Source organism: Pseudomonas sp. FSL R10-0056 (assembly GCF_009600105.1).
Classification (GTDB): Bacteria; Pseudomonadota; Gammaproteobacteria; order Pseudomonadales; family Pseudomonadaceae; genus Aquipseudomonas; species Aquipseudomonas bubulae.
Window position 1 is genome coordinate 36136 of sequence record NZ_WIWL01000150.1, and the last position, 20524, is coordinate 56659.

Genomic DNA, 20524 nt, shown 5'->3' on the forward strand with positions numbered 1-20524 from the left:
TCCCACAGGGGGATTGCACTAGAAAGGTGTCATGCGCGCTTGCGCACACTGCGCCACAGCGCCATCACCATCAGTACGCTGACCAATGCCCACATCCAGGCCTGTTCATTGTGCAGGCCTTCGCGGTACAGCTGCACCGGTATGCCTGCCCCGATGATCAAGGCCAGCAGGCCGAACTCACGGCGCGGGCCGCCCACCGGGCGTAGCAGATAAACCAGTGCAGGCAGGAGCAGGGCGGCACTCGGGAAACTTCGATAGCGCGGTTCAAACACCAGCCCAAGCATCATCACCGCTGCGGCAAACCCGGCGGCTGCCAGCCACCAGCCCGCACGGCGCTCCAGCATATTGAAAAGGCGTTCTCGCCAGCCGTCTTTCTGGCCCAGGGCCAATGCACCATGGGTCAGTACGATCAGGTTCAGGCCTACCAGCAAGCCAGCCCATAGCCACTCGCCAGCAAAGCGGCTGGTGACTGACGCCAGCTCGGCCCATGCCACGATGCTGCATCCCGCCATCGCACCCAGTGCTGGCAGTGTCAGAGCGGCGCGTTTTGTACGGACCCGGCCGCCAATCAGCAGTGTGCCCACAAACAGGACGGCGCCAAAGCCCAGCCAGACCGGCCAGTGCGGCAGGTTGGATACCGGGCCGGCGAGGATACCCTTGTCCTGGCGATCGGCATCAAACAAACCCCAGTAACCGCCTACCGCCCCCTCGCTGCCACGCTTCCAGGGTTGGTCGAAGGCTTCGATCAGGTTGTACTTCCAGCCGTTTTGTTCGGCCAGGGTGACAAATCCACGAATGAATTTTGCTTCGTTTACCCGGCTTGGCTGGGCAGTTTCCCGCTGGCGACCTTCGCTGGGCCAGCCGGTCTCGCCGATCAGGATATCTTTGGGGGCGAACTTGTTGCCGAATACCTGGCGAACCTGCGCTACATGTTGTACCGCCTGGTCAATGCCGGCAGGGTCATCTTCCCAGTAAGGCAGCAGGTGGATGGTCAGAAAGTCCACGGCCGGGGCAATTTCCGGGTGTTGCAGCCAGAACTCCCAAACGTCTGCATACGTCACCGGTTGCTTGACCTGGCTTTTCACCTTGTCGATCAGCCGGACCAGCTGCGGGGCAGTGACCTCCTTGCGCAGCAAGGCTTCGTTACCGACTATCACTGCGCTGACCACGTCCGGGTTGGCATTGGCTGAAGCGATCAGGGCTTGCACTTCCTGCTCCGTGGCCACGGGGTCGCGGCTGACCCAGGCGCCTGCCATCAGCTTGAGCCCGTGTTTGCGTGCCAGCTCGGGCAGAGCTTCAAGGCCCGCCTGGGAATAGGTGCGGATGCATTGAAAGCGCGTGGCCAGCAACGCCAGATCGGCATCCAGACGCTCTGCCCGTGGCACAAAAGGCTGGTCGAACGGCGACTGGTCCTTATCGAACGGCGTATAGGATGCACATTGCAGTTTATGGGTCGGTGTTGCTGTATCGGGCAATATCACCGGTTGGCCCAGGCCGTACCAGAAGCCGGCAATGGCAAATGCGCCCAGCAGGCAGGCAAGGAGATAAGGCAGCACGGGGAAGCGGACAGTCGCAGACATGGTCGGGCCGTATGGGAGCAAAGCCGCGCATCTTACCTGCAATTGAGCAGGCGCAGCGCCTGTGTATGATTTTGACATCTAATGTTTGTCAGTCAGGCCGTCCAGCGTCCGCACGCATCAATTTGGCTGTGATCGCCATGTCGCTGCTGGTTGTATGGGGGTCGTCGTCAGAGCAGGACGCTAAACAGGCGCGGTTGATTATCCGGAGCAAGTGATACGAGGCTGTAAAGCCTTGCAGGAATCTTGAAGTGGCCCGGCACTCGTCGGGCCCGGCACTGTGGGGAATCAAAGATGAAGATGCGACGAATTTTGAGCGCAGGAGCAGTCTTGGTGCTGGCGATGAGTGCGGGTTTGGCGAGCGCGCAGAACAAACCGACCCTGAATATAGGTTATGTGGATGGCTGGTCCGACAGCGTGGCCACCACCCATGTCGCAGCAGAGGTGATTAAACAGAAGCTGGGTTATGACGTGAAATTGATGCCGGTAGCCACCGGCATCATGTGGCAGGGGGTGGCCACGGGCAAACTCGATGCCATGTTGTCCGCCTGGTTGCCGGTGACCCACGGCGAATATTGGACCAAGAACAAGGACAAGGTGGTCGATTACGGGCCCAACTTCAAAGATGCAAAAATTGGCCTGATCGTGCCTGAATATGTAAAGGCACAGTCGATTGCTGACTTGAAGGGCAGCGATGAGTTTAAAAACAAAATTGTCGGTATCGATGCCGGGTCGGGTGTGATGCTTAAAACCGATGAGGCCATCAAGGATTACGACCTCAAGGGTTACAAGTTGCAGGCAAGTTCCGGGGCGGCCATGACCTCGGAGCTTGGGCGTGCCTATGCCAAGAACGAACCGATTGCCGTCACCGGCTGGGTGCCGCACTGGATGTTTGCCAAGTGGAAACTGCGTTTTCTTGAAGATCCCAAAGGCGTTTATGGTGCCGCAGAAACCGTTAACAGCATCGGCAGCAAGGAGCTGAATAAAAAAGCGCCGGAAGTTGCGGCATTTCTGGAGAAGTTTTCCTGGAATTCAAAAGACGAAATTGGTGAGGTGATGCTGGCCATCCAAGAAGGTGCCAAGCCTGAAGTGGCGGCCAAAGAGTGGGTTGCCAAACACCCGGAGCGTGTTGCCCAGTGGACCGATAAATAATCGCGAAGCGTCTAGCTCGCAGTACACAAGACCGCCTGGTGTTTTCGCCAGGCGGTTTTTGCATTTTCGGGCGGGGCAATGGTTGTCATCGTCCTTGCAGACTAGGTAAACCGGGGGCTGCAGCAAATCAGAGGCTCTACTACTAAAGTCGTCTGGAATAGAATTTGCGCCGCCCTAATAGTGAAAACGTTCCATCTCATCTGTGCTGCGAGGACAAAAATAATGAACGACAGCATTTATATCTCGATTCAAAACAGCCCGCGCTTCAAGGAGCTGGTAAAAAAGAGAGAGCGTTTTGCCTGGCTTCTTTCGGCAATCATGCTCGGGTTATATGCCGCTTTTATCCTGTTAATTGCTTATGGGTCACACATCATGGGGACCAAGCTGAGTCCCGATTCGTCCATTACCTGGGGTATTCCGATTGGTGTGGGGCTGATTGTTTCGGCCTTTATCCTGACCGGTATCTATGTACGCAGGGCCAATGGCGAGTTTGATGAGCTGAACAATGCAATTCTCAAGGAGGCTGGGCAATGATCGGGCGCTTATTGGCAACGCTGGGCGCTACAGCCCTTGCACCGGCAGTTTGGGCGGGGGAGGCCCTGACTGGGGAAGTGCAAAAACAACCGCTCAATATTTCGGCGATCATCATGTTCGTCGTCTTTGTGGGTGCGACCCTGTGCATTACTTACTGGGCATCGAAACGTAACAAGTCGGCAGCCGACTACTATGCCGCTGGCGGCAAGATTACCGGTTTCCAGAACGGTCTGGCGATTGCCGGCGACTATATGTCGGCGGCCTCCTTTCTGGGTATTTCCGCGCTGGTATACACGTCCGGCTATGACGGCCTGATCTATTCGATCGGCTTTCTGGTGGGCTGGCCCATCATTCTGTTCCTGATTGCAGAGCGTCTGCGCAACCTGGGCAAATACACCTTTGCCGATGTGGCCTCGTACCGCTTGGGGCAAACCCAGATTCGCTCGTTGTCAGCCTGTGGTTCGCTGGTGGTGGTAGCGTTCTACCTGATTGCGCAAATGGTCGGTGCCGGCAAGCTGATCCAGTTGTTGTTTGGTCTGGACTACCACGTTGCGGTGATCCTGGTAGGTATCCTGATGTGCATGTATGTGTTGTTCGGCGGCATGCTGGCAACTACCTGGGTGCAGATCATCAAGGCGGTCATGTTGCTGTCGGGTGCCACGTTCATGGCCGTGATGGTCATGAAGCATGTGAACTTTGACTTCAACGCACTGTTCGCCGAAGCAGTGAAGATTCACCCTAAAGGTGAAGCAATCATGAGCCCGGGCGGGTTGGTCAAAGATCCTATCTCTGCATTCTCCCTCGGTTTGGCCCTGATGTTCGGTACTGCTGGCCTGCCACATATCCTGATGCGCTTCTTTACCGTGAGCGATGCCAAGGAAGCGCGCAAGAGCGTGTTCTACGCAACGGGCTTTATTGGCTACTTCTATATCCTGACCTTTATCATCGGTTTTGGCGCAATCATCCTGGTCAGTACCAACCCGGACTTCAAGGACGCGGCTGGCGCCTTGCTGGGTGGTAACAACATGGCGGCTGTGCACCTTGCGGACGCGGTTGGCGGCAGCATGTTCCTGGGCTTTATTTCGGCAGTGGCTTTCGCCACCATTCTGGCGGTTGTTGCGGGGCTGACCCTGGCGGGCGCTTCTGCGGTGTCCCATGACCTGTATGCCAGCGTGATCAAAAAGGGCAAGGCCAACGACAAGGAAGAGATTCGGGTCTCGAAGATCACCACTATTGCATTGGCGGTACTGGCAATTGGCTTGGGTATCTTGTTTGAAAGCCAGAACATCGCGTTTATGGTGGGCCTGGCGTTCTCCATTGCTGCGAGCTGCAACTTCCCGGTCTTGCTGCTATCCATGTACTGGAAAAACCTGACCACCCGTGGCGCCATGATAGGCGGCTGGATGGGGCTGGTAAGCGCGGTTGGCCTGATGATCCTGGGCCCGACCATCTGGGTGCAGATCCTGCATCATGAAAAGGCCATCTTCCCTTACGAGTACCCGGCGCTGTTCTCCATGATCATCGCGTTTGCGGGTATCTGGTTCTTCTCCATTACGGACAAGTCCAAATCGGCAGAGAAGGAGCGTGCGTTGTTCTTCCCGCAGTTTGTGCGTTCGCAGACGGGGTTGGGGGCGAGCGGTGCGGTGGATCATTAATCCGTAATAGACAGTATGTTTAATCGAATCCCCCTGTCGAACGGCAGGGGGATTTTTTTGTGCCTATTCTCGCTGTGCAAGTGCGAAGTTCCGTAGCAGCTGCTACAAGACGCACACACAAAAAAATACGGCCTCTATAAATAGAGGCCGTATTGTCTGCAATCAGGGCACTATCGTGGGATATGCCTTACTTGCGGTCTTCCAGCTTGGTGATGTCACGCTGCTCGTAGCCGGTGTACAGCTGGCGCGGACGGCCAATCTTGTACGGGCTGGAGAGCATTTCTTTCCAGTGCGAGATCCAGCCCACTGTACGGGACAGGGCGAAGATCACGGTGAACATGCTGGTCGGAATGCCGATCGCCTTGAGGATGATCCCCGAGTAGAAGTCGACGTTCGGGTACAGCGAACGTTCGATGAAGTACGGGTCGGTCAGGGCGATCTCTTCCAGGCGCATGGCCAGTTCGAGTTGCGGATCGTTGGTGATGCCCAGTTCCTTGAGAACTTCGTCGCAGGTCTTTTTCATGACAGTGGCGCGTGGGTCACGGTTTTTGTAAACCCGGTGACCGAAGCCCATCAGCTTGAACGGATCGTTTTTGTCCTTGGCCTTGGCGATGAACTTGTCGATGTTGGACACATCGCCAATTTCGTCGAGCATGGTCAGCACGGCTTCGTTGGCGCCGCCGTGGGCAGGGCCCCACAGTGCAGCGATACCGGCAGCAATACAGGCGAACGGGTTGGCACCCGAAGAACCCGCCAGGCGCACGGTAGAGGTCGACGCATTCTGTTCGTGGTCGGCATGCAGGATAAAGATCTTGTCCATTGCCTTGGCCAGTACCGGGCTGATCGGTTTGATCTCGCACGGCGTGTTGAACATCATGTGCAGGAAGTTTTCGGCGTAGGTCAGGTCGTTACGCGGGTACATCATGGGTTGACCCATGGAGTACTTGTAAACCATCGCTGCAAGCGTCGGCATCTTGGCAACCAGGCGGATCGCGGAAATTTCGCGATGCTGCGGGTTATTGATGTCCAGGGAGTCGTGGTAGAAGGCCGAGAGGGCGCCGACTACACCGCACATGACCGCCATCGGGTGGGCGTCACGACGGAAGCCGTTGAAGAAAGTCTTCAACTGCTCGTGAACCATGGTGTGGTTCTTCACGGTGCTGACAAATTGAGCCTTCTGCTCTGCGGTCGGCAGTTCGCCGTTCAGCAGCAGGTAAGCGGTCTCAAGGTAGTCAGAGTGTTCAGCCAGCTGTTCGATCGGGTAGCCGCGGTGCAGCAGGATACCGTTGTCACCATCAATATAGGTGATCTTCGACTCGCAAGATGCGGTCGACATGAAGCCAGGGTCAAATGTGAATCGGCCCGTGGCCGTCAGGCCTCGCACATCGATTACATCGGGACCCACGGTGCCAGTTAAAATGGGCAGCTCGACGGGGGCTGCGCCCTCGATGATCAACTGCGCTTTTTTGTCAGCCATGTGGCCTCCTATTTATGCTTGAAATCATCAGACAGACCCCCCACGCAGGGCCCGCACCACTATAGTGAGATAAATTCGAATGTCAATTTGCCTAAAGTCTTGCTGTACAAGGCTTTGAGAAGCGTTTTTTCGCGAATATCCCAGCCGTTTACGCCTTTTATGCCAAGAGCGCAATGCGCTATTAGGGGGTGGGTGTTTGCGTTGTCATTAGTAACCTAACTGTCTATACTCGGCAGCCGACCGCCAGAGGCTTTTGGGCCTGTTTAGATGGGGGTCGTCACTCCCGGGTGGTGGGTACCTGACCAGTGCGCATCCCAACAAACTTGCCCTGATTGTTAGGGGCTCTTCAGTGTGAAAAAAGCCGTGAATAGCCAACGACCTGTAAACCTAGACCTAAGGACCATCAAACTCCCCATCACCGGCGTTACGTCATTTCTGCACCGTGTATCGGGCATCATTCTTTTTCTCGGCCTGGGCATCATGCTTTATGCATTGAGCAAATCCCTGAGTTCCGAAGAAGGTTATGCCGAGGTGAAGGCATGCTTGACCAGTCCGCTGGCCAAATTCGTTGCGTGGGGCCTGCTCTCTGCCTTGCTGTATCACCTGGTTGCCGGTGTGCGCCACTTGATCATGGACATGGGCATCGGTGAGACGCTTGAAGGCGGCCGACTGGGCTCGAAAATCGTAATCGTCATTTCCGTGGTGATGATTGTTCTGGCGGGAGTTTGGATATGGTAACCAGCGTTACGAACCTGTCGCGTTCGGGCCTCTATGACTGGATGGCACAACGTGTGTCTGCGGTTGTTCTAGCGGCTTATTTCATCTTCCTGATCGGGTACCTCGTTGCGAACCCTGGCATTGGCTACGCCCAATGGCATGAGCTGTTCGCAAGCAACTGGATGCGTATTTTCAGCCTGCTGGCCCTTGTTGCTCTGGGCGCACACGCCTGGGTCGGCATGTGGACCATCGCGACCGACTACCTGACGCCAATGGCGCTGGGCAAGTCCGCAACAGCAGTACGTTTCCTCTTCCAGGCAGTCTGCGGCGTTGCAATGTTCGCTTACTTCGTCTGGGGTGTGCAGATTCTTTGGGGTATCTGATTCATGGCTAACACAGTTAATACACTTTCGTTCGACGCCATCATCATTGGCGGCGGCGGTGCCGGCATGCGCGCTGCTCTGCAGCTGGCTCAAGGCGGTCACAAGACTGCTGTAATCACCAAGGTTTTCCCGACTCGTTCGCACACCGTATCGGCCCAGGGTGGCATCACCTGCGCGATCGCGTCTGCAGATCCAAACGATGACTGGCGCTGGCACATGTACGATACCGTCAAGGGTTCCGACTATATCGGTGACCAGGACGCTATCGAATACATGTGTTCCGTAGGTCCGGAAGCCGTGTTCGAGCTCGAGCACATGGGTCTGCCGTTCTCCCGTACCGAACAGGGTCGTATCTACCAGCGTCCTTTCGGCGGTCAGTCCAAGGACTTCGGCAAAGGCGGCCAGGCTGCCCGTACTTGCGCTGCAGCCGACCGTACCGGTCACGCGCTGTTGCACACCCTGTACCAGGCCAACCTCAAGGCCGGCACTGTATTCCTGAACGAATACTACGGTGTCGATCTGGTTAAGAACGAGGCTGGCGATTTCGTCGGCATGATCGTTATCTGCATCGAAACCGGTGAAACCTCTTACGTTCGCGCTAACGCGACCGTACTGGCGACTGGCGGTGCAGGCCGTATCTACTCGTCCACCACCAACGCCCTGATCAACACCGGCGACGGTATTGGCATGGCGCTGCGTGCTGGCGTGCCGGTACAGGACATCGAAATGTGGCAGTTCCACCCGACCGGTATTGCCGGCGCCGGTGTACTGGTTACCGAAGGTTGCCGTGGTGAAGGTGGCTACCTGATCAACAAGCATGGCGAGCGTTTCATGGAGCGTTATGCTCCGAACGCCAAAGACCTTGCTGGTCGTGACGTTGTTGCTCGCTCGATGGTTAAGGAAATCATCGCGGGCAACGGTTGCGGTCCTGATGGCGACCACGTAATGCTGAAGCTCGATCACCTCGGTGAAGAAGTGCTGCACAGCCGTCTGCCAGGTATCTGCGAACTGTCGAAAACGTTCGCACACGTTGACCCGGTATTGGCTCCGGTTCCAGTGGTTCCGACTTGCCACTATATGATGGGCGGCGTTGCCACCAACATTCATGGTCAGGCGATCACTCAGGACGCCGACGGCAACGACCAGATCATCCCTGGCCTGTTTGCAGTAGGTGAAGTGGCTTGCGTATCCGTACACGGTGCTAACCGTCTGGGCGGCAACTCGCTGCTCGACCTGGTGGTATTCGGTCGTGCTGCCGGCCTGTTCCTTGAACAGACCCTTAAAGAAGGCGTTGATTACGCTCGTCCACGCCAGTCCGACATCGACGCTGCCCTGGCACGTCTGGACGGCCTGAACTCGCGTACCGACGGCGAAGACGTGGCAACCCTGCGTAAAGAGCTGCAAAGCTGCATGCAGAACTACTTCGGTGTATTCCGTACCGGCGAATACATGCAGAAGGGTATTGCCCAGCTGGCTGATCTGCGCAAGCGCATCGCCAACGTGAAAATCAACGATAAGAGCCAGGCGTTCAACACGGCCCGTATCGAAGCCCTTGAGCTGCAAAACCTGCTCGAAGTGGCTGAAGCGACTGCAATCGCTGCTGAAGTTCGTAAGGAATCGCGCGGTGCTCACGCCCGTGAAGACTTCGAAGATCGTGACGACGTTAACTGGCTGTGCCACACCCTGTACTTCCCGGGTGACAAGCGCGTAGCCAAGCGTGCGGTGAACTTCTCGCCGAAAACCGTTCCGACCTTCGAGCCAATGGTTCGTACTTACTAAGGGTGGCCGATATGTTGAAAGTCAGTGTTTATCGTTACAACCCTGATCAGGACGCCGCTCCGTTCATGCAGGAATTCGAGGTCAATACCAACGGTAAAGACCTGATGGTGCTGGACGTACTGGCCCTGATCAAAGAGCAGGACGAGGGTTTCTCCTATCGTCGCTCTTGCCGTGAGGGCGTTTGCGGCTCCGACGGCATGAACATCAACGGCAAGAACGGCCTGGCGTGTGTAACGCCGCTGTCCGCTGTCGTTAAAGGCAACAAGCTGATCGTTCGTCCACTGCCAGGTTTGCCGGTTATCCGTGACCTGGTCGTCGATATGAGCATCTTCTACAAGCAATACGAGAAAGTTAAGCCGTTCCTGCAGAACGACACGCCGGCTCCGGCCATCGAACGTCTGCAATCACCAGAAGAGCGTGAAAAGCTCGACGGTCTGTACGAGTGCATCCTGTGCGCTTGCTGCTCGACCTCGTGCCCGTCCTTCTGGTGGAACCCGGACAAGTTCCTGGGCCCTGCTGCACTGCTGCAAGCCTATCGTTTCCTGGCTGACAGCCGTGACACCAAGACCAGTGAGCGCCTGGCTTCGCTGGATGACCCGTTCAGCGTATTCCGCTGCCGCGGGATCATGAACTGCGTAAACGTGTGTCCGAAGGGCCTGAACCCGACTAAGGCCATCGGTCACGTGCGTAGCATGCTGCTGCAAAGCGGCGTGTGATCCAAAGCAGTACCGCAGCACCGCTATAACCGTAGATGCTACGGCGCAGGCTTCAACCGGCGCCGTAGTTTTAACCTGAGCAACAGCTCATAAAGCTGCGGCTCTTATTTTGAAGAAATGAGACCAGCAGGGGCATCCGGGCTGGTACCCGGACTATCAGCGTGATCCTAAGTGGCTTGTTTTAGTCGCTGTATTCGGACTTTCTCAAGCATGCTCTGGTGTTCTCGTCGATGGTGTCCCCTAACCGAGGGTGACCAAGCATGCAAGAAAGCGTGATGCAGCGCATGTGGAACAGCGGCTATCTTTCAGGTGGTAACGCTGCCTATGTGGAAGAGCTCTATGAGCTCTACCTGCACGACCCTAACGCTGTGCCAGAAGAATGGCGCACCAAATTTCAGACGTTGCCTGTTGAAGGCAACTCTGCCAACGATGTTTCGCACTCCACAATCCGCGACCATTTCGTGCTGCTGGCAAAGAACCAGCGCCGCGCTCAACCGGTTTCTGCCGGGAGCGTGAGCAGTGAGCACGAGAAGAAGCAGGTTGAAGTGCTGCGATTGATCCAGGCCTATCGGATGCGCGGCCACCAGGCAGCCCAGCTTGATCCGCTGGGGCTGTGGCAGCGTTCTGCACCTGCAGACCTGTCGATCAATCATTACGGCTTGACCAATGCCGATCTTGATACGACCTTCCGTGCCGGCGACCTGTATATCGGCAAAGAGGAAGCGAGCCTACGCGAAATTCTCGAAGCGTTGCAGCAGACATATTGCCGCACCATTGGCGCAGAGTTCACGCACATCGTCGATTCCGAGCAGCGCCACTGGTTTGAACAGCGCCTCGAAAGCGTACGCGGCCGCCCGACTTACTCGGCTGAAGTCAAAAGCCATCTGCTTGAGCGCGTGACTGCTGCTGAAGGTCTGGAAAAGTACCTGGGGACCAAATACCCGGGCACCAAGCGTTTCGGCCTGGAAGGCGGCGAAAGCCTGATTCCTTTGCTGGACGAGCTGATCCAGCGTTCGGGCAACTACGGCACCAAGGAAATCGTTATCGGCATGGCCCACCGTGGTCGCCTGAACGTATTGGTGAACACCTTCGGCAAGAACCCGCGCGAGCTGTTCGACGAGTTCGAAGGCAAGAAAAAGATCGAGTTGGGTTCCGGTGACGTTAAATACCACCAGGGCTTCTCCTCCAACGTCATGACTGCCGGTGGTGAAGTTCACCTGGCAATGGCGTTTAACCCCTCCCACCTGGAAATCGTTTCTCCAGTGGTTGAAGGGTCTGTACGCGCTCGCCAGGACCGTCGTAACGACAGCACCGGCGAAAAGGTACTGCCAATTTCCATCCACGGTGATGCTGCCTTCGCAGGTCAGGGCGTGGTCATGGAAACCTTCCAGATGTCGCAGACTCGCGGCTTCAAGACTGGCGGTACGGTTCACCTGGTGATCAACAACCAGGTCGGCTTCACCATCAGCAATCCGGAAGACTCCCGTTCTACCGAGTACTGCACTGACGTCGCGAAAATGATTCAGGCGCCGATCCTCCATGTCAATGGTGATGATCCGGAAGCCGTATTGTTCGTGACTCAGCTGGCTATCGACTACCGCATGCAGTTCAAGCGTGACGTCGTGATCGACCTGTTCTGCTACCGCCGTCGCGGTCACAACGAGGCCGATGAACCAAACGGTACCCAACCGCTGATGTATCAGCAGATCGCCAAGCAGCGCACCACCCGTGAGCTGTATGCCGAGCGCCTGACACAAGAGAAAGTGGTGGACGCAGAACGCGTTCAGGCCAAGATCGACGAATACCGCAACGCGCTGGACAACGGCCTGCATGTTGTGAAAAGTCTGGTCAAGGAACCGAACAAAGAGCTGTTCGTGGACTGGCGTCCGTATCTGGGCCACGCCTGGACTGCGCGTCACGACACCCGTTTCGATCTGAAAACCCTGCAAGAACTGTCTGCCAAGCTGCTGGAAATTCCAGAAGGCTTTGTGGTTCAGCGCCAGGTTGCGAAGATCTACGAAGATCGTCAAAAAATGCAAGCCGGCGGCCTGCCGATCAACTGGGGTTATGCCGAAACCATGGCATATGCAACCCTGCAGTTCGAAGGTCACCCGATTCGCATGACCGGTCAGGACATTGGTCGCGGTACGTTCTCGCACCGTCACGCCGTGTTGCACAACCAGAAAGATGCTGGCACCTATATTCCCCTGAAGCACCTGTTCGAAGGTCAGCCTCGCTTTGACCTGTACGACTCGCTGCTGTCCGAGGAAGCGGTCCTGGCGTTCGAATACGGCTATTCCACCACCACGCCTAACGCGCTGGTGATCTGGGAAGCCCAGTTCGGCGACTTCGCCAACGGCGCCCAGGTTGTAATCGACCAGTTCATCACCAGCGGTGAGCACAAGTGGGGCCGTCTGTGCGGTCTGACCATGCTGCTGCCACACGGTTATGAAGGTCAGGGCCCGGAGCACTCCTCTGCACGTCTTGAGCGTTACCTGCAATTGTGTGCCGAGCACAACATTCAGGTGTGCGTACCGACCACTCCGGCACAGATCTACCATCTGTTGCGCCGTCAGGTTATCCGTCCGCTGCGCAAGCCGCTGATCGTCCTGACACCGAAGTCGTTGCTGCGTCACAAACTGGCAATCTCGACCCTGGAAGATCTGGCCGAAGGTTCGTTCCAGACCGTTATTCCGGAAATCGATGCGCAGGATCCGGCGAACGTCGGTCGCATCGTGCTGTGTAGCGGCAAGGTCTACTACGACCTGTTGGAAAAACGCCGTGCCGAAGGTCGTGATGACATCGCTATCGTGCGTCTTGAGCAGCTGTACCCGTTCCCTGAGGACGACTTGATTGAAGTCCTGGCTCCGTACAAAAACGCCAAGCATATTGTCTGGTGTCAGGAAGAGCCGATGAACCAGGGTGCCTGGTACTGCAGCCAGCATCACATGCGCCGCATCATCAGCGGTCACGACAAGTCGCTCGTACTCGAGTACGCGGGCCGTGACGCTTCTGCTGCACCTGCTTGTGGTTACGCATCGATGCACGCTGAGCAACAGGCAAAACTGTTGCAAGACGCGTTCACTGTTTAACGCCTTCGCGCACTGAAACCGAATTTAAGGAACCAAAGAACATGGCTATCGAGATCAAAGCCCCAACATTTCCGGAATCGGTTGCCGATGGCACCGTTGCCACCTGGCACAAGCAACCGGGCGACGCTGTAAAGCGCGACGACCTGATTGTCGACATCGAAACCGACAAGGTAGTGCTGGAAGTACTGGCCACTGCTGACGGCGTGCTGGGCGCTATCGTCAAGAACGAAGGCGACACCGTTCTGTCCGACGAAGTGCTGGGCTCCATCGTTGAAGGCGGCGCTGCTGCTGCCGCTCCTGCTGCTGCCGCTGCACCGGCCGCCCAGGCTGCTGCTCCTGCTGCCGATGGCGAAGACGATCCTGTTGCTGCTCCGGCTGCACGCAAGATCGCTGAAGAAAACGGTATCAACATCGCTTCCGTTGCCGGTACTGGCAAAGGCGGTCGTGTGACCAAGGAAGACGTAGTTGCTGCGGTAGCTGCCAAAAAAGCCGCTCCTGCTGCTGCGCCGGCCAAGGCCGCTGCACCTGCCGCTGCCGCTCCGGTATTCGCTGCTGGCGACCGCGTAGAAAAACGCGTTCCGATGACCCGCGTTCGTGCCACCGTGGCCAAGCGTCTGGTTGAAGCTCAGTCGAACATGGCGATGCTGACCACTTTCAACGAAGTGGACATGACTGAAATCATGGCACTGCGTTCGAAGTACAAGGATCTGTTCGAGAAGTCCCACAACGGCGTACGCCTGGGCTTCATGTCGTTCTTCGTGAAAGCAGCTACCGAAGCACTGAAACGCTTCCCGGCCGTTAACGCCTCGATCGACGGTTCCGACATCGTTTACCACGGCTTCGCCGACATCGGTGTAGCTGTTTCCAGCGACCGTGGTCTGGTGGTTCCGGTTCTGCGTAACGCCGAACTGATGAGCCTGGCTGAAATCGAAGGCGGCATCGCTGCCTACGGTAAAAAAGCCCGTGACGGCAAACTGTCGATCGACGAAATGACCGGTGGTACTTTCACTATCACCAACGGTGGTACTTTCGGTTCGATGATGTCGACCCCGATCGTTAACCCGCCGCAAGCCGCGATCCTGGGCATGCACAACATCCTTCAGCGTCCAATGGCAGTCAACGGTCAGGTAGTTATCCGTCCGATGATGTATTTGGCTCTGTCTTACGATCACCGCTTGATCGATGGCAAAGAAGCTGTAAGTTTCCTGGTAGCAATCAAAAACCTGCTGGAAGACCCGGCTCGTCTGCTGCTGGATATCTAATAGAAGCTGCTGCAAGTTTCAGGTGCCAGGCTGCGGGAAAAAGCAGTCTGGCTTTGGCTTGCAGCTTGCTGCTGACAGCTTGTAGCTAATAGAGGATCTATTTTCATGTCTCAGAAATTTGACGTTGTAGTGATTGGTGCGGGCCCTGGCGGCTATGTTGCAGCCATCAAGGCCGCGCAACTGGGCCTTTCGACTGCTTGCATCGAAAAATACACCGACAAGGAAGGCAAACTGGCGCTGGGCGGTACTTGCCTGAACGTTGGCTGCATTCCATCCAAGGCGCTGCTGGACAGCTCCTGGAAGTACCACGAGGCCAAGGATGCATTCGCCATCCACGGCATCACCACCGGTGAAGTGAAGATGGACGTTGCTGCGATGGTTGGCCGTAAAGCCAACATCGTTAAAGGTCTGACTTCCGGCGTTGCGACCCTGTTCAAGGCCAACGGCGTTACTTCCCTGCAAGGCCACGGCAAACTGCTGGCCGGCAAGCGTGTTGAACTGACCAAGCCAGACGGTAGCGTTGAAATAATCGAAGCCGAGAACGTGATTCTGGCTTCGGGCTCGCGTCCGATCGACATTCCACCTGCTCCAGTCGACAACAACGTGATCGTTGATTCGACCGGCGCCCTGGAATTCCAGTCCGTGCCAAAACGTCTGGGCGTTATCGGCGCTGGCGTGATCGGTCTGGAACTGGGTTCGGTATGGTCCCGTCTGGGCGCTGAAGTGACTGTTCTGGAAGCCCTGGACACCTTCTTGATGGCTGCTGACGCTGCCGTTTCGAAAGAAGCCTACAAAACCCTGACCAAACAAGGTCTGGACATCAAGCTGGGCGCTCGCGTCACCGGTTCCAAGGTCAACGGCGAAGAAGTCGTTGTGACCTACACCGACGCCAACGGCGAACAGACCATCACCTTCGACAAGCTGATCGTAGCCGTGGGTCGCCGTCCGGTGACTACCGAGTTGCTGGCAGCTGACAGCGGCGTGACCATCGACGAGCGCGGTTTCGTGTTTGTTGACGATCATTGCGCAACCAGCGTACCGGGCGTATTCGCCATTGGTGACGTGGTTCGCGGCATGATGCTGGCACACAAGGCTTCTGAAGAAGGCATCATGGTTGTCGAGCGCATCAAAGGTCACAAGACCGAGATGAACTACGACCTGATTCCATCGGTTATTTACACTCACCCGGAGATCGCGTGGGTTGGTAAAACCGAGCAGGCCTTGAAAGCTGAAGGCGTTGAGGTTAACGTCGGCACCTTCCCGTTCGCCGCCAGTGGCCGTGCCATGGCAGCAAACGACACCGGTGGCTTTGTCAAAGTCATTGCTGATGCCAAAACTGACCGCGTACTGGGCGTCCACGTGATTGGCCCGAGCGCTGCAGAGCTGGTACAGCAGGGCGCGATCGGTATGGAATTCGGCACCAGCGCTGAAGATCTGGGCATGATGGTTTTCTCCCATCCGACCCTGTCCGAAGCATTGCACGAAGCAGCACTGGCTGTGAATGGCGGCGCCATCCACATTGCCAACCGTAAGAAACGTTAAGACCAGACAATAAGAAACCACGGCGGTTTGCCCGTCGTGAGCCTTGCTAGCAAGCCTCACCGCGGAACTTCCGCCGGACGCAGTCTTGTCTTGTTTTAACCGGGCCCGGCTCCGCTCAAGCGGATGTCGGGTTTGTTGAAACAGCACAAGCAGCAGTCACAGGTGGTGCGGCACTAATAGTAGTGCAGCGCCGAATGCGCAGTACCTAACGAAGACGGTAAAAAGCATGAATCTTCACGAGTATCAGGGTAAGCAGCTGTTCGCTGAATACGGCCTGCCAGTATCCAAGGGTTATGCAGTAGACACCCCGGAAGCAGCCGCAGAAGCTTGCGACAAAATCGGTGGGACCGAATGGGTTGTAAAAGCCCAGGTTCACGCAGGTGGTCGCGGTAAAGCGGGCGGCGTTAAGCTGGTTCGCAGCAAAGAAGACGCTAAAGCATTCGCACAACAGTGGTTGGGCAAGCGTCTGGTGACTTACCAGACTGACGCCAATGGTCAGCCGGTCACCAAGATCCTGGTTGAGTCGTGCACTGATATCGCTAAAGAGCTGTACCTGGGCGCTGTCGTTGACCGTTCGAGCCGTCGTATCGTGTTCATGGCTTCCACCGAAGGTGGCGTGGACATCGAGAAAATCGCTCACGACACTCCAGAAAAAATTCTGAAAGCAACGATCGATCCACTGGTTGGCGCACAGCCATTCCAGGGTCGCGAGTTGGCTTTCCAGCTGGGTCTGGAAGGCAAGCAAGTTGCTCAGTTCGCCAAGATCTTCGTAGGTCTGGCCAAACTGTTCAAGGATCACGATCTGGCCCTGCTGGAAGTGAACCCGCTGGTTATCAAGACTGACGGCGATCTGCACTGCCTCGATGCCAAAATCAACATCGACGCAAACGCCATGTACCGTCAGCCTAAGCTGAAAACTTTCCACGATCCGTCGCAAGACGATCCGCGCGAAGCGCACGCTGCCAAGTTCGAACTGAACTACGTAGCGCTGGAAGGCAACATCGGCTGCATGGTTAACGGCGCTGGTCTGGCCATGGGCACCATGGACATCGTTAACCTGCATGGCGGCAAGCCAGCCAACTTCCTCGACGTTGGCGGTGGTGCTACCAAAGAACGCGTTACCGAAGCGTTCAAAATCATCCTGTCCGACAGCAATGTCGCAGCAGTGCTGGTTAACATCTTCGGCGGCATCGTTCGTTGCGACATGATTGCCGAAGGCATCATCGGTGCAGTGAAAGAAGTCGGCGTGAAAATCCCGGTAGTTGTGCGCCTTGAAGGCAACAACGCTGATCTGGGCGCTAAAGTACTGGCAGAAAGCGGTTTGAACATCATCGCTGCTACCAGCTTGACCGACGCTGCTCAACAAGTTGTTAAAGCTGCGGAGGGCAAGTAATGAGCGTCCTGATCAATAAAGACACCAAAGTTATCTGCCAGGGCATCACCGGTTCGCAGGGCAGCTTCCACACCCAGCAAGCCATCGAATACGGCACCAAGATGGTTGGTGGCGTTACTCCGGGCAAAGGCGGCACCACTCACCTGGACCTGCCTGTTTTCAACACCGTGAAAGAAGCCGTAGAAGCAACTGGCGCAACCGCCAGCGTTATCTACGTACCGGCTCCTTTCTGCAAGGACTCGATCCTTGAAGCAGCGTTCGGCGGCATCAAGCTGATCGTGTGCATCACTGAAGGCATTCCTACCCTGGACATGCTGGACTGCAAAGTTAAGTGCGACGAACTGGGTGTTACCCTGATCGGCCCTAACTGCCCGGGCGTTATCACGCCAGGCGAATGCAAGATCGGCATCATGCCAGGTCACATTCACTTGCCAGGCAAAGTAGGCATCGTGTCGCGTTCCGGCACCCTGACTTACGAAGCTGTAAAGCAAACCACTGACGCCGGTTTCGGCCAGTCGACTTGCGTAGGCATCGGTGGTGACCCGATCCCTGGTTCCAACTTCATCGACATCCTGAAGCTGTTCCAGGAAGACCCGAAGACCGAAGCGATCGTCATGATCGGTGAGATCGGCGGTTCGGCTGAAGAAGAAGCGGCTGCCTACATCAAGGCAAACGTGACCAAGCCGGTTGTTTCCTACATCGCTGGTGTGACTGCCCCTCCAGGCAAGCGCATGGGCCACGCAGGCGCAATCATCTCTGGCGGCAAGGGTACTGCAGACGAGAAGTTTGCTGCCCTGGAAGACGCAGGCGTAAAAACCGTGCGTTCGCTGGCAGACATCGGCAAGGCTCTGTCCGAGCTGACTGGCTGGGCAATGAAGTAAGCCTCGCGCTTAACTGACTGCTCTACCAGGCAAAGGCCACCTTCGGGTGGCCTTTGTGCGTTTGGGGTCAAGCAAAACCCTTGTGGGAGCGGGCTTGCTCGCGATGCAGGCGCCGCGGTCATTCAGATAAATCGCGTCGTTACCATCGCGGGCAAGCCCGCTCCCACAACGTGCGGTTTTGAGCTATCCAGGGCAGGCAAAACCACACCAAAGCATTTTTCGATGTCGTCCAGGCGACAACTGCGTTCGTTCATCGGACAGTCCGCCCTCTAACAGTGCGCTGTAGGAAAAAACTCGGTAATCTTGCCAGCATTCCGCAGTTCTGCGTGTGCATCCCAAAAGGAAGCCACGCGCTAGAAGGGTTGGTCTTATACGGATCGACAGCATTTCCCACATCCGCACGGGAAATTCCCCTCTAAATCCCGATTCAGTAGTGTGGTATTTCCGTAATGAAAGTATTGAAAGGCCAGGACATCCTGGCACTTGGGTTTATGACTTTTGCCCTGTTCGTTGGGGCAGGCAACATCATTTTCCCGCCAATCGTTGGCCTGCAGGCCGGACCTAACGTCTGGATGGCTGCATTGGGCTTCCTGATCACCGCAGTCGGTCTGCCGGTAGTCACCGTTATTGCCCTGGCCAAGGTCGGTGGCGGCATGGACGCGCTGAGCAGCCCGATCGGCAAGATCGCCGGGGGCTTGTTGGCAGCCGTGGCCTATCTGGCTGTTGGCCCGTTGTTCGCGACCCCGCGTACCGCCACCGTATCCTTTGAAGTCGGCCTGGCACCTTTGACCGGTGAAAGCCCACTGGCGCTGTTTCTGTACAGCTCGGTGTACTTCCTGATCGTGTTTTTCGTGTCGTTGTACCCGGGTCGCCTGCTGGACACGGTAGGGCGCTTCCTTGCTCCGTTGAAGATCATCGCCCTGGCCATTCTCGGCATTGCTGCCGTTGCCTTGCCTGCAGGTGATGTTGGCGTCGCGACCCCCGAGTACGTGGCCGCACCGTTCTCCCAGGGTTTTATCAATGGCTACTTGACCATGGATACCCTGGGTGCGCTGGTGTTCGGTATCGTGATCGTGAATGCCATCCGTTCCCGTGGTGTTGAATCACCCAAGCTGATTACCCGCTACGCCATCATTGCCGGCCTGATCGCCGGTGTCGGCCTGGCGCTGGTCTACATCAGTCTGTTCCGCCTGGGTGCGGGCAGCCATGAAGTGGCGGCGGGTGCAACCAATGGTGCGGCGGTACTGCACGCCTATGTACAACACACCTTCGGTTCGCTGGGCAGCGGTTTCCTTGCCGTACTGATTGCACTGGCTTGCCTGGTAACGGCCGTTGGCCTGACCTGTGCCTGCGCTGAATACTTCAGTACTGTGCTGCCACTGTCTTACAAGACGCTGGTGATCATCCTTGCACTGTTTTCGCTGGCCGTGTCGAACCTTGGCTTGACCCAGTTGATTGCGTTTTCCATCCCGTTGCTGACGGCGATCTACCCGCCTTGCATCGTGTTGGTGGCGCTGAGTTTCTGCAAAGGCCTGTGGAATGCCCAGAGCCGGATCGTTGGTCCGGTCATGCTGGTGTCGTTCTTCTTTGGCTCGATCGACGCGCTTAAAGGTGCTGGCCTCGGTGAGTGGATTCCGGCCCAATTGGCCAATATGCCATTTAGCGAGCAGGGCCTGGCGTGGCTGGTGCCTAGTCTTGTGACCCTGCTGGGCGCAGTAATCTGCGACCGTCTGCTGGGCAAACGAGTTGAAGCAATGGCGTAATTATCCGGTTCGCCAAAAGCGTTGCCGAGTCAATAAAAAAGCCCTGCATCTTAATGGATGCAGGGCTTTTTTAATGGGCGTGTGTTCAAGCATGCAAACACTAGCCATTAACGTTCAGATACAACAAAGCCCGCACTTGGCGGGCTTGGTTTAATATCGCAGAAAGTCGTGTTACTTGCTTTCTGGAGTTGCCGCAGGTGCAACCGGAGCAGTCTGGCCGGCTTCTTCAGCAGCGGCTTTATTGGACTCGGCTTGTGCTTTTGCAGCTTCGGCGTTTTCTTTGGCCGCGTCGTTTACTTTGTCTTGTGCTTCAGACATTTTTTCTTGCGCTTGCTCAGAGTGCTGGGCAGCGTCCTGGGCTTTGTCTTCGGATTTTTTGTCGCAGGCAGCCAGGCCAAGCGAAGCAGCCAGCATCAAGGCAACAGCAAAAGTATTACGCATGGGGTGTTTCTCCTTATGAGTAGATCTACGGGGCGTTTGAGCATGGGCTGATGGCTTAAGTTCCATGCTCGAACACATATATAAGTAAAGCAGCGCGGGCGGAAACTATTGGTAAAAAACTTGAGCCACTGGTTCGGCCCTTGAAATTTGCATCATTGGC

Annotated in this window: 16 protein-coding genes; 13 read left to right on the top strand and 3 right to left on the bottom strand. The window is 56.4% G+C overall.

Translation table 11 applies throughout. The features are described 5' to 3' along the window. Window positions 1-29 precede the first annotated feature (29 nt). On the bottom strand, window positions 30-1580 hold the full coding sequence (locus tag GHO42_RS07995) for a glycosyl hydrolase family 17 protein (RefSeq protein WP_153327505.1): 1551 nt from the start codon (window positions 1578-1580) through the stop codon (window positions 30-32). A 291-nt stretch (window positions 1581-1871) separates the two neighbouring features. Between GHO42_RS07995 and GHO42_RS08000 the strand changes: the two genes are divergently transcribed. From GHO42_RS08000 to GHO42_RS08010, 3 genes are all read left to right on the top strand, one after another. Next, entirely contained in the window at window positions 1872-2729 is an 858-nt protein-coding gene (locus tag GHO42_RS08000; RefSeq protein ID WP_095019110.1) for a glycine betaine ABC transporter substrate-binding protein, read from the top strand. Between the two features lie 222 nt (window positions 2730-2951). Beyond that, the gene (locus GHO42_RS08005; protein ID WP_095002117.1) at window positions 2952-3263 is read left to right on the top strand and encodes a DUF485 domain-containing protein; all 312 of its coding nucleotides are present in this window, start codon (window positions 2952-2954) and stop codon (window positions 3261-3263) included. After that, window positions 3260-4918, top strand: a complete 1659-nt coding sequence (locus GHO42_RS08010) for a cation acetate symporter (protein WP_095002116.1) — start codon at window positions 3260-3262, stop codon at window positions 4916-4918. The genes GHO42_RS08005 and GHO42_RS08010 overlap by 4 nt, the downstream gene beginning before the upstream one ends. Before the next feature lie 187 nt (window positions 4919-5105). Here GHO42_RS08010 and gltA read toward each other — a convergent pair whose 3' ends face one another. Continuing rightward, complete coding sequence (gltA, locus tag GHO42_RS08015; protein WP_095002115.1) at window positions 5106-6395, bottom strand: citrate synthase; 1290 nt, start codon at window positions 6393-6395, stop codon at window positions 5106-5108. 351 nt (window positions 6396-6746) lie between these two features. Between gltA and sdhC the strand changes: the two genes are divergently transcribed. The 10 genes from sdhC (at window position 6747) to brnQ (ending at window position 19923) form a co-directional block, all read left to right on the top strand. After that, a complete protein-coding gene (gene sdhC / locus GHO42_RS08020) occupies window positions 6747-7133 on the top strand; it encodes a succinate dehydrogenase, cytochrome b556 subunit (protein WP_178126969.1) in 387 nt (128 codons plus the stop codon). After that, a complete protein-coding gene (sdhD, locus tag GHO42_RS08025) occupies window positions 7127-7495 on the top strand; it encodes a succinate dehydrogenase, hydrophobic membrane anchor protein (RefSeq protein WP_003446906.1) in 369 nt (122 codons plus the stop codon). The genes sdhC and sdhD overlap by 7 nt, the downstream gene beginning before the upstream one ends. A gap of 3 nt (window positions 7496-7498) precedes the next feature. Then, window positions 7499-9274: a succinate dehydrogenase flavoprotein subunit gene (gene sdhA, locus GHO42_RS08030; protein WP_016780168.1), complete on the top strand. Its 1776-nt coding sequence runs from the start codon at window positions 7499-7501 to the stop codon at window positions 9272-9274. Between the two features lie 11 nt (window positions 9275-9285). Further along, entirely contained in the window at window positions 9286-9990 is a 705-nt protein-coding gene (locus tag GHO42_RS08035) for a succinate dehydrogenase iron-sulfur subunit (protein ID WP_016780169.1), read from the top strand. 260 nt (window positions 9991-10250) lie between these two features. Next, on the top strand, window positions 10251-13082 hold the full coding sequence (locus tag GHO42_RS08040) for a 2-oxoglutarate dehydrogenase E1 component (protein ID WP_153327508.1): 2832 nt from the start codon (window positions 10251-10253) through the stop codon (window positions 13080-13082). A gap of 41 nt (window positions 13083-13123) precedes the next feature. Further along, the gene (odhB, locus tag GHO42_RS08045; protein WP_083369842.1) at window positions 13124-14344 is read left to right on the top strand and encodes a 2-oxoglutarate dehydrogenase complex dihydrolipoyllysine-residue succinyltransferase; all 1221 of its coding nucleotides are present in this window, start codon (window positions 13124-13126) and stop codon (window positions 14342-14344) included. 105 nt (window positions 14345-14449) lie between these two features. Further along, on the top strand, window positions 14450-15886 hold the full coding sequence (lpdA, locus tag GHO42_RS08050) for a dihydrolipoyl dehydrogenase (RefSeq protein WP_016780172.1): 1437 nt from the start codon (window positions 14450-14452) through the stop codon (window positions 15884-15886). Window positions 15887-16112: 226 nt separating this feature from the next. Continuing rightward, the gene (sucC, locus tag GHO42_RS08055) at window positions 16113-17279 is read left to right on the top strand and encodes an ADP-forming succinate--CoA ligase subunit beta (protein ID WP_016780173.1); all 1167 of its coding nucleotides are present in this window, start codon (window positions 16113-16115) and stop codon (window positions 17277-17279) included. Then, complete coding sequence (gene sucD, locus GHO42_RS08060; protein WP_095002114.1) at window positions 17279-18160, top strand: succinate--CoA ligase subunit alpha; 882 nt, start codon at window positions 17279-17281, stop codon at window positions 18158-18160. Before sucC ends, sucD begins: the two co-directional genes overlap by 1 nt. Window positions 18161-18609: 449 nt before the next feature. Next, window positions 18610-19923 (top strand): branched-chain amino acid transport system II carrier protein, encoded by a 1314-nt coding sequence (brnQ, locus tag GHO42_RS08065; protein ID WP_095002113.1) that lies wholly within the window; start codon window positions 18610-18612, stop codon window positions 19921-19923. A 171-nt stretch (window positions 19924-20094) separates the two neighbouring features. Here the strand turns inward: brnQ and GHO42_RS08070 are convergent, their stop codons facing one another. Further along, the gene (locus GHO42_RS08070) at window positions 20095-20364 is read right to left on the bottom strand and encodes a hypothetical protein (RefSeq protein WP_016780176.1); all 270 of its coding nucleotides are present in this window, start codon (window positions 20362-20364) and stop codon (window positions 20095-20097) included. Window positions 20365-20524: the final 160 nt, after the last annotated feature.

What these genes read in the sequence shown, in the direction of transcription:
- GHO42_RS07995 (WP_153327505.1), bottom strand. Translation starts at nt 1,580, where the DNA reads ATGTCTGCGACTGTCCGCTTCCCCGTGCTGCCTTATCTCCTTGCCTGC.
- GHO42_RS08000 (WP_095019110.1), top strand. Translation starts at nt 1,872, where the DNA reads ATGAAGATGCGACGAATTTTGAGCGCAGGAGCAGTCTTGGTGCTGGCG.
- GHO42_RS08005 (WP_095002117.1), top strand. Translation starts at nt 2,952, where the DNA reads ATGAACGACAGCATTTATATCTCGATTCAAAACAGCCCGCGCTTCAAG.
- GHO42_RS08010 (WP_095002116.1), top strand. Translation starts at nt 3,260, where the DNA reads ATGATCGGGCGCTTATTGGCAACGCTGGGCGCTACAGCCCTTGCACCG.
- gltA (WP_095002115.1), bottom strand. Translation starts at nt 6,395, where the DNA reads ATGGCTGACAAAAAAGCGCAGTTGATCATCGAGGGCGCAGCCCCCGTC.
- sdhD (WP_003446906.1), top strand. Translation starts at nt 7,127, where the DNA reads ATGGTAACCAGCGTTACGAACCTGTCGCGTTCGGGCCTCTATGACTGG.
- sdhA (WP_016780168.1), top strand. Translation starts at nt 7,499, where the DNA reads ATGGCTAACACAGTTAATACACTTTCGTTCGACGCCATCATCATTGGC.
- GHO42_RS08035 (WP_016780169.1), top strand. Translation starts at nt 9,286, where the DNA reads ATGTTGAAAGTCAGTGTTTATCGTTACAACCCTGATCAGGACGCCGCT.
- GHO42_RS08040 (WP_153327508.1), top strand. Translation starts at nt 10,251, where the DNA reads ATGCAAGAAAGCGTGATGCAGCGCATGTGGAACAGCGGCTATCTTTCA.
- odhB (WP_083369842.1), top strand. Translation starts at nt 13,124, where the DNA reads ATGGCTATCGAGATCAAAGCCCCAACATTTCCGGAATCGGTTGCCGAT.
- lpdA (WP_016780172.1), top strand. Translation starts at nt 14,450, where the DNA reads ATGTCTCAGAAATTTGACGTTGTAGTGATTGGTGCGGGCCCTGGCGGC.
- sucC (WP_016780173.1), top strand. Translation starts at nt 16,113, where the DNA reads ATGAATCTTCACGAGTATCAGGGTAAGCAGCTGTTCGCTGAATACGGC.
- sucD (WP_095002114.1), top strand. Translation starts at nt 17,279, where the DNA reads ATGAGCGTCCTGATCAATAAAGACACCAAAGTTATCTGCCAGGGCATC.
- brnQ (WP_095002113.1), top strand. Translation starts at nt 18,610, where the DNA reads ATGAAAGTATTGAAAGGCCAGGACATCCTGGCACTTGGGTTTATGACT.
- GHO42_RS08070 (WP_016780176.1), bottom strand. Translation starts at nt 20,364, where the DNA reads ATGCGTAATACTTTTGCTGTTGCCTTGATGCTGGCTGCTTCGCTTGGC.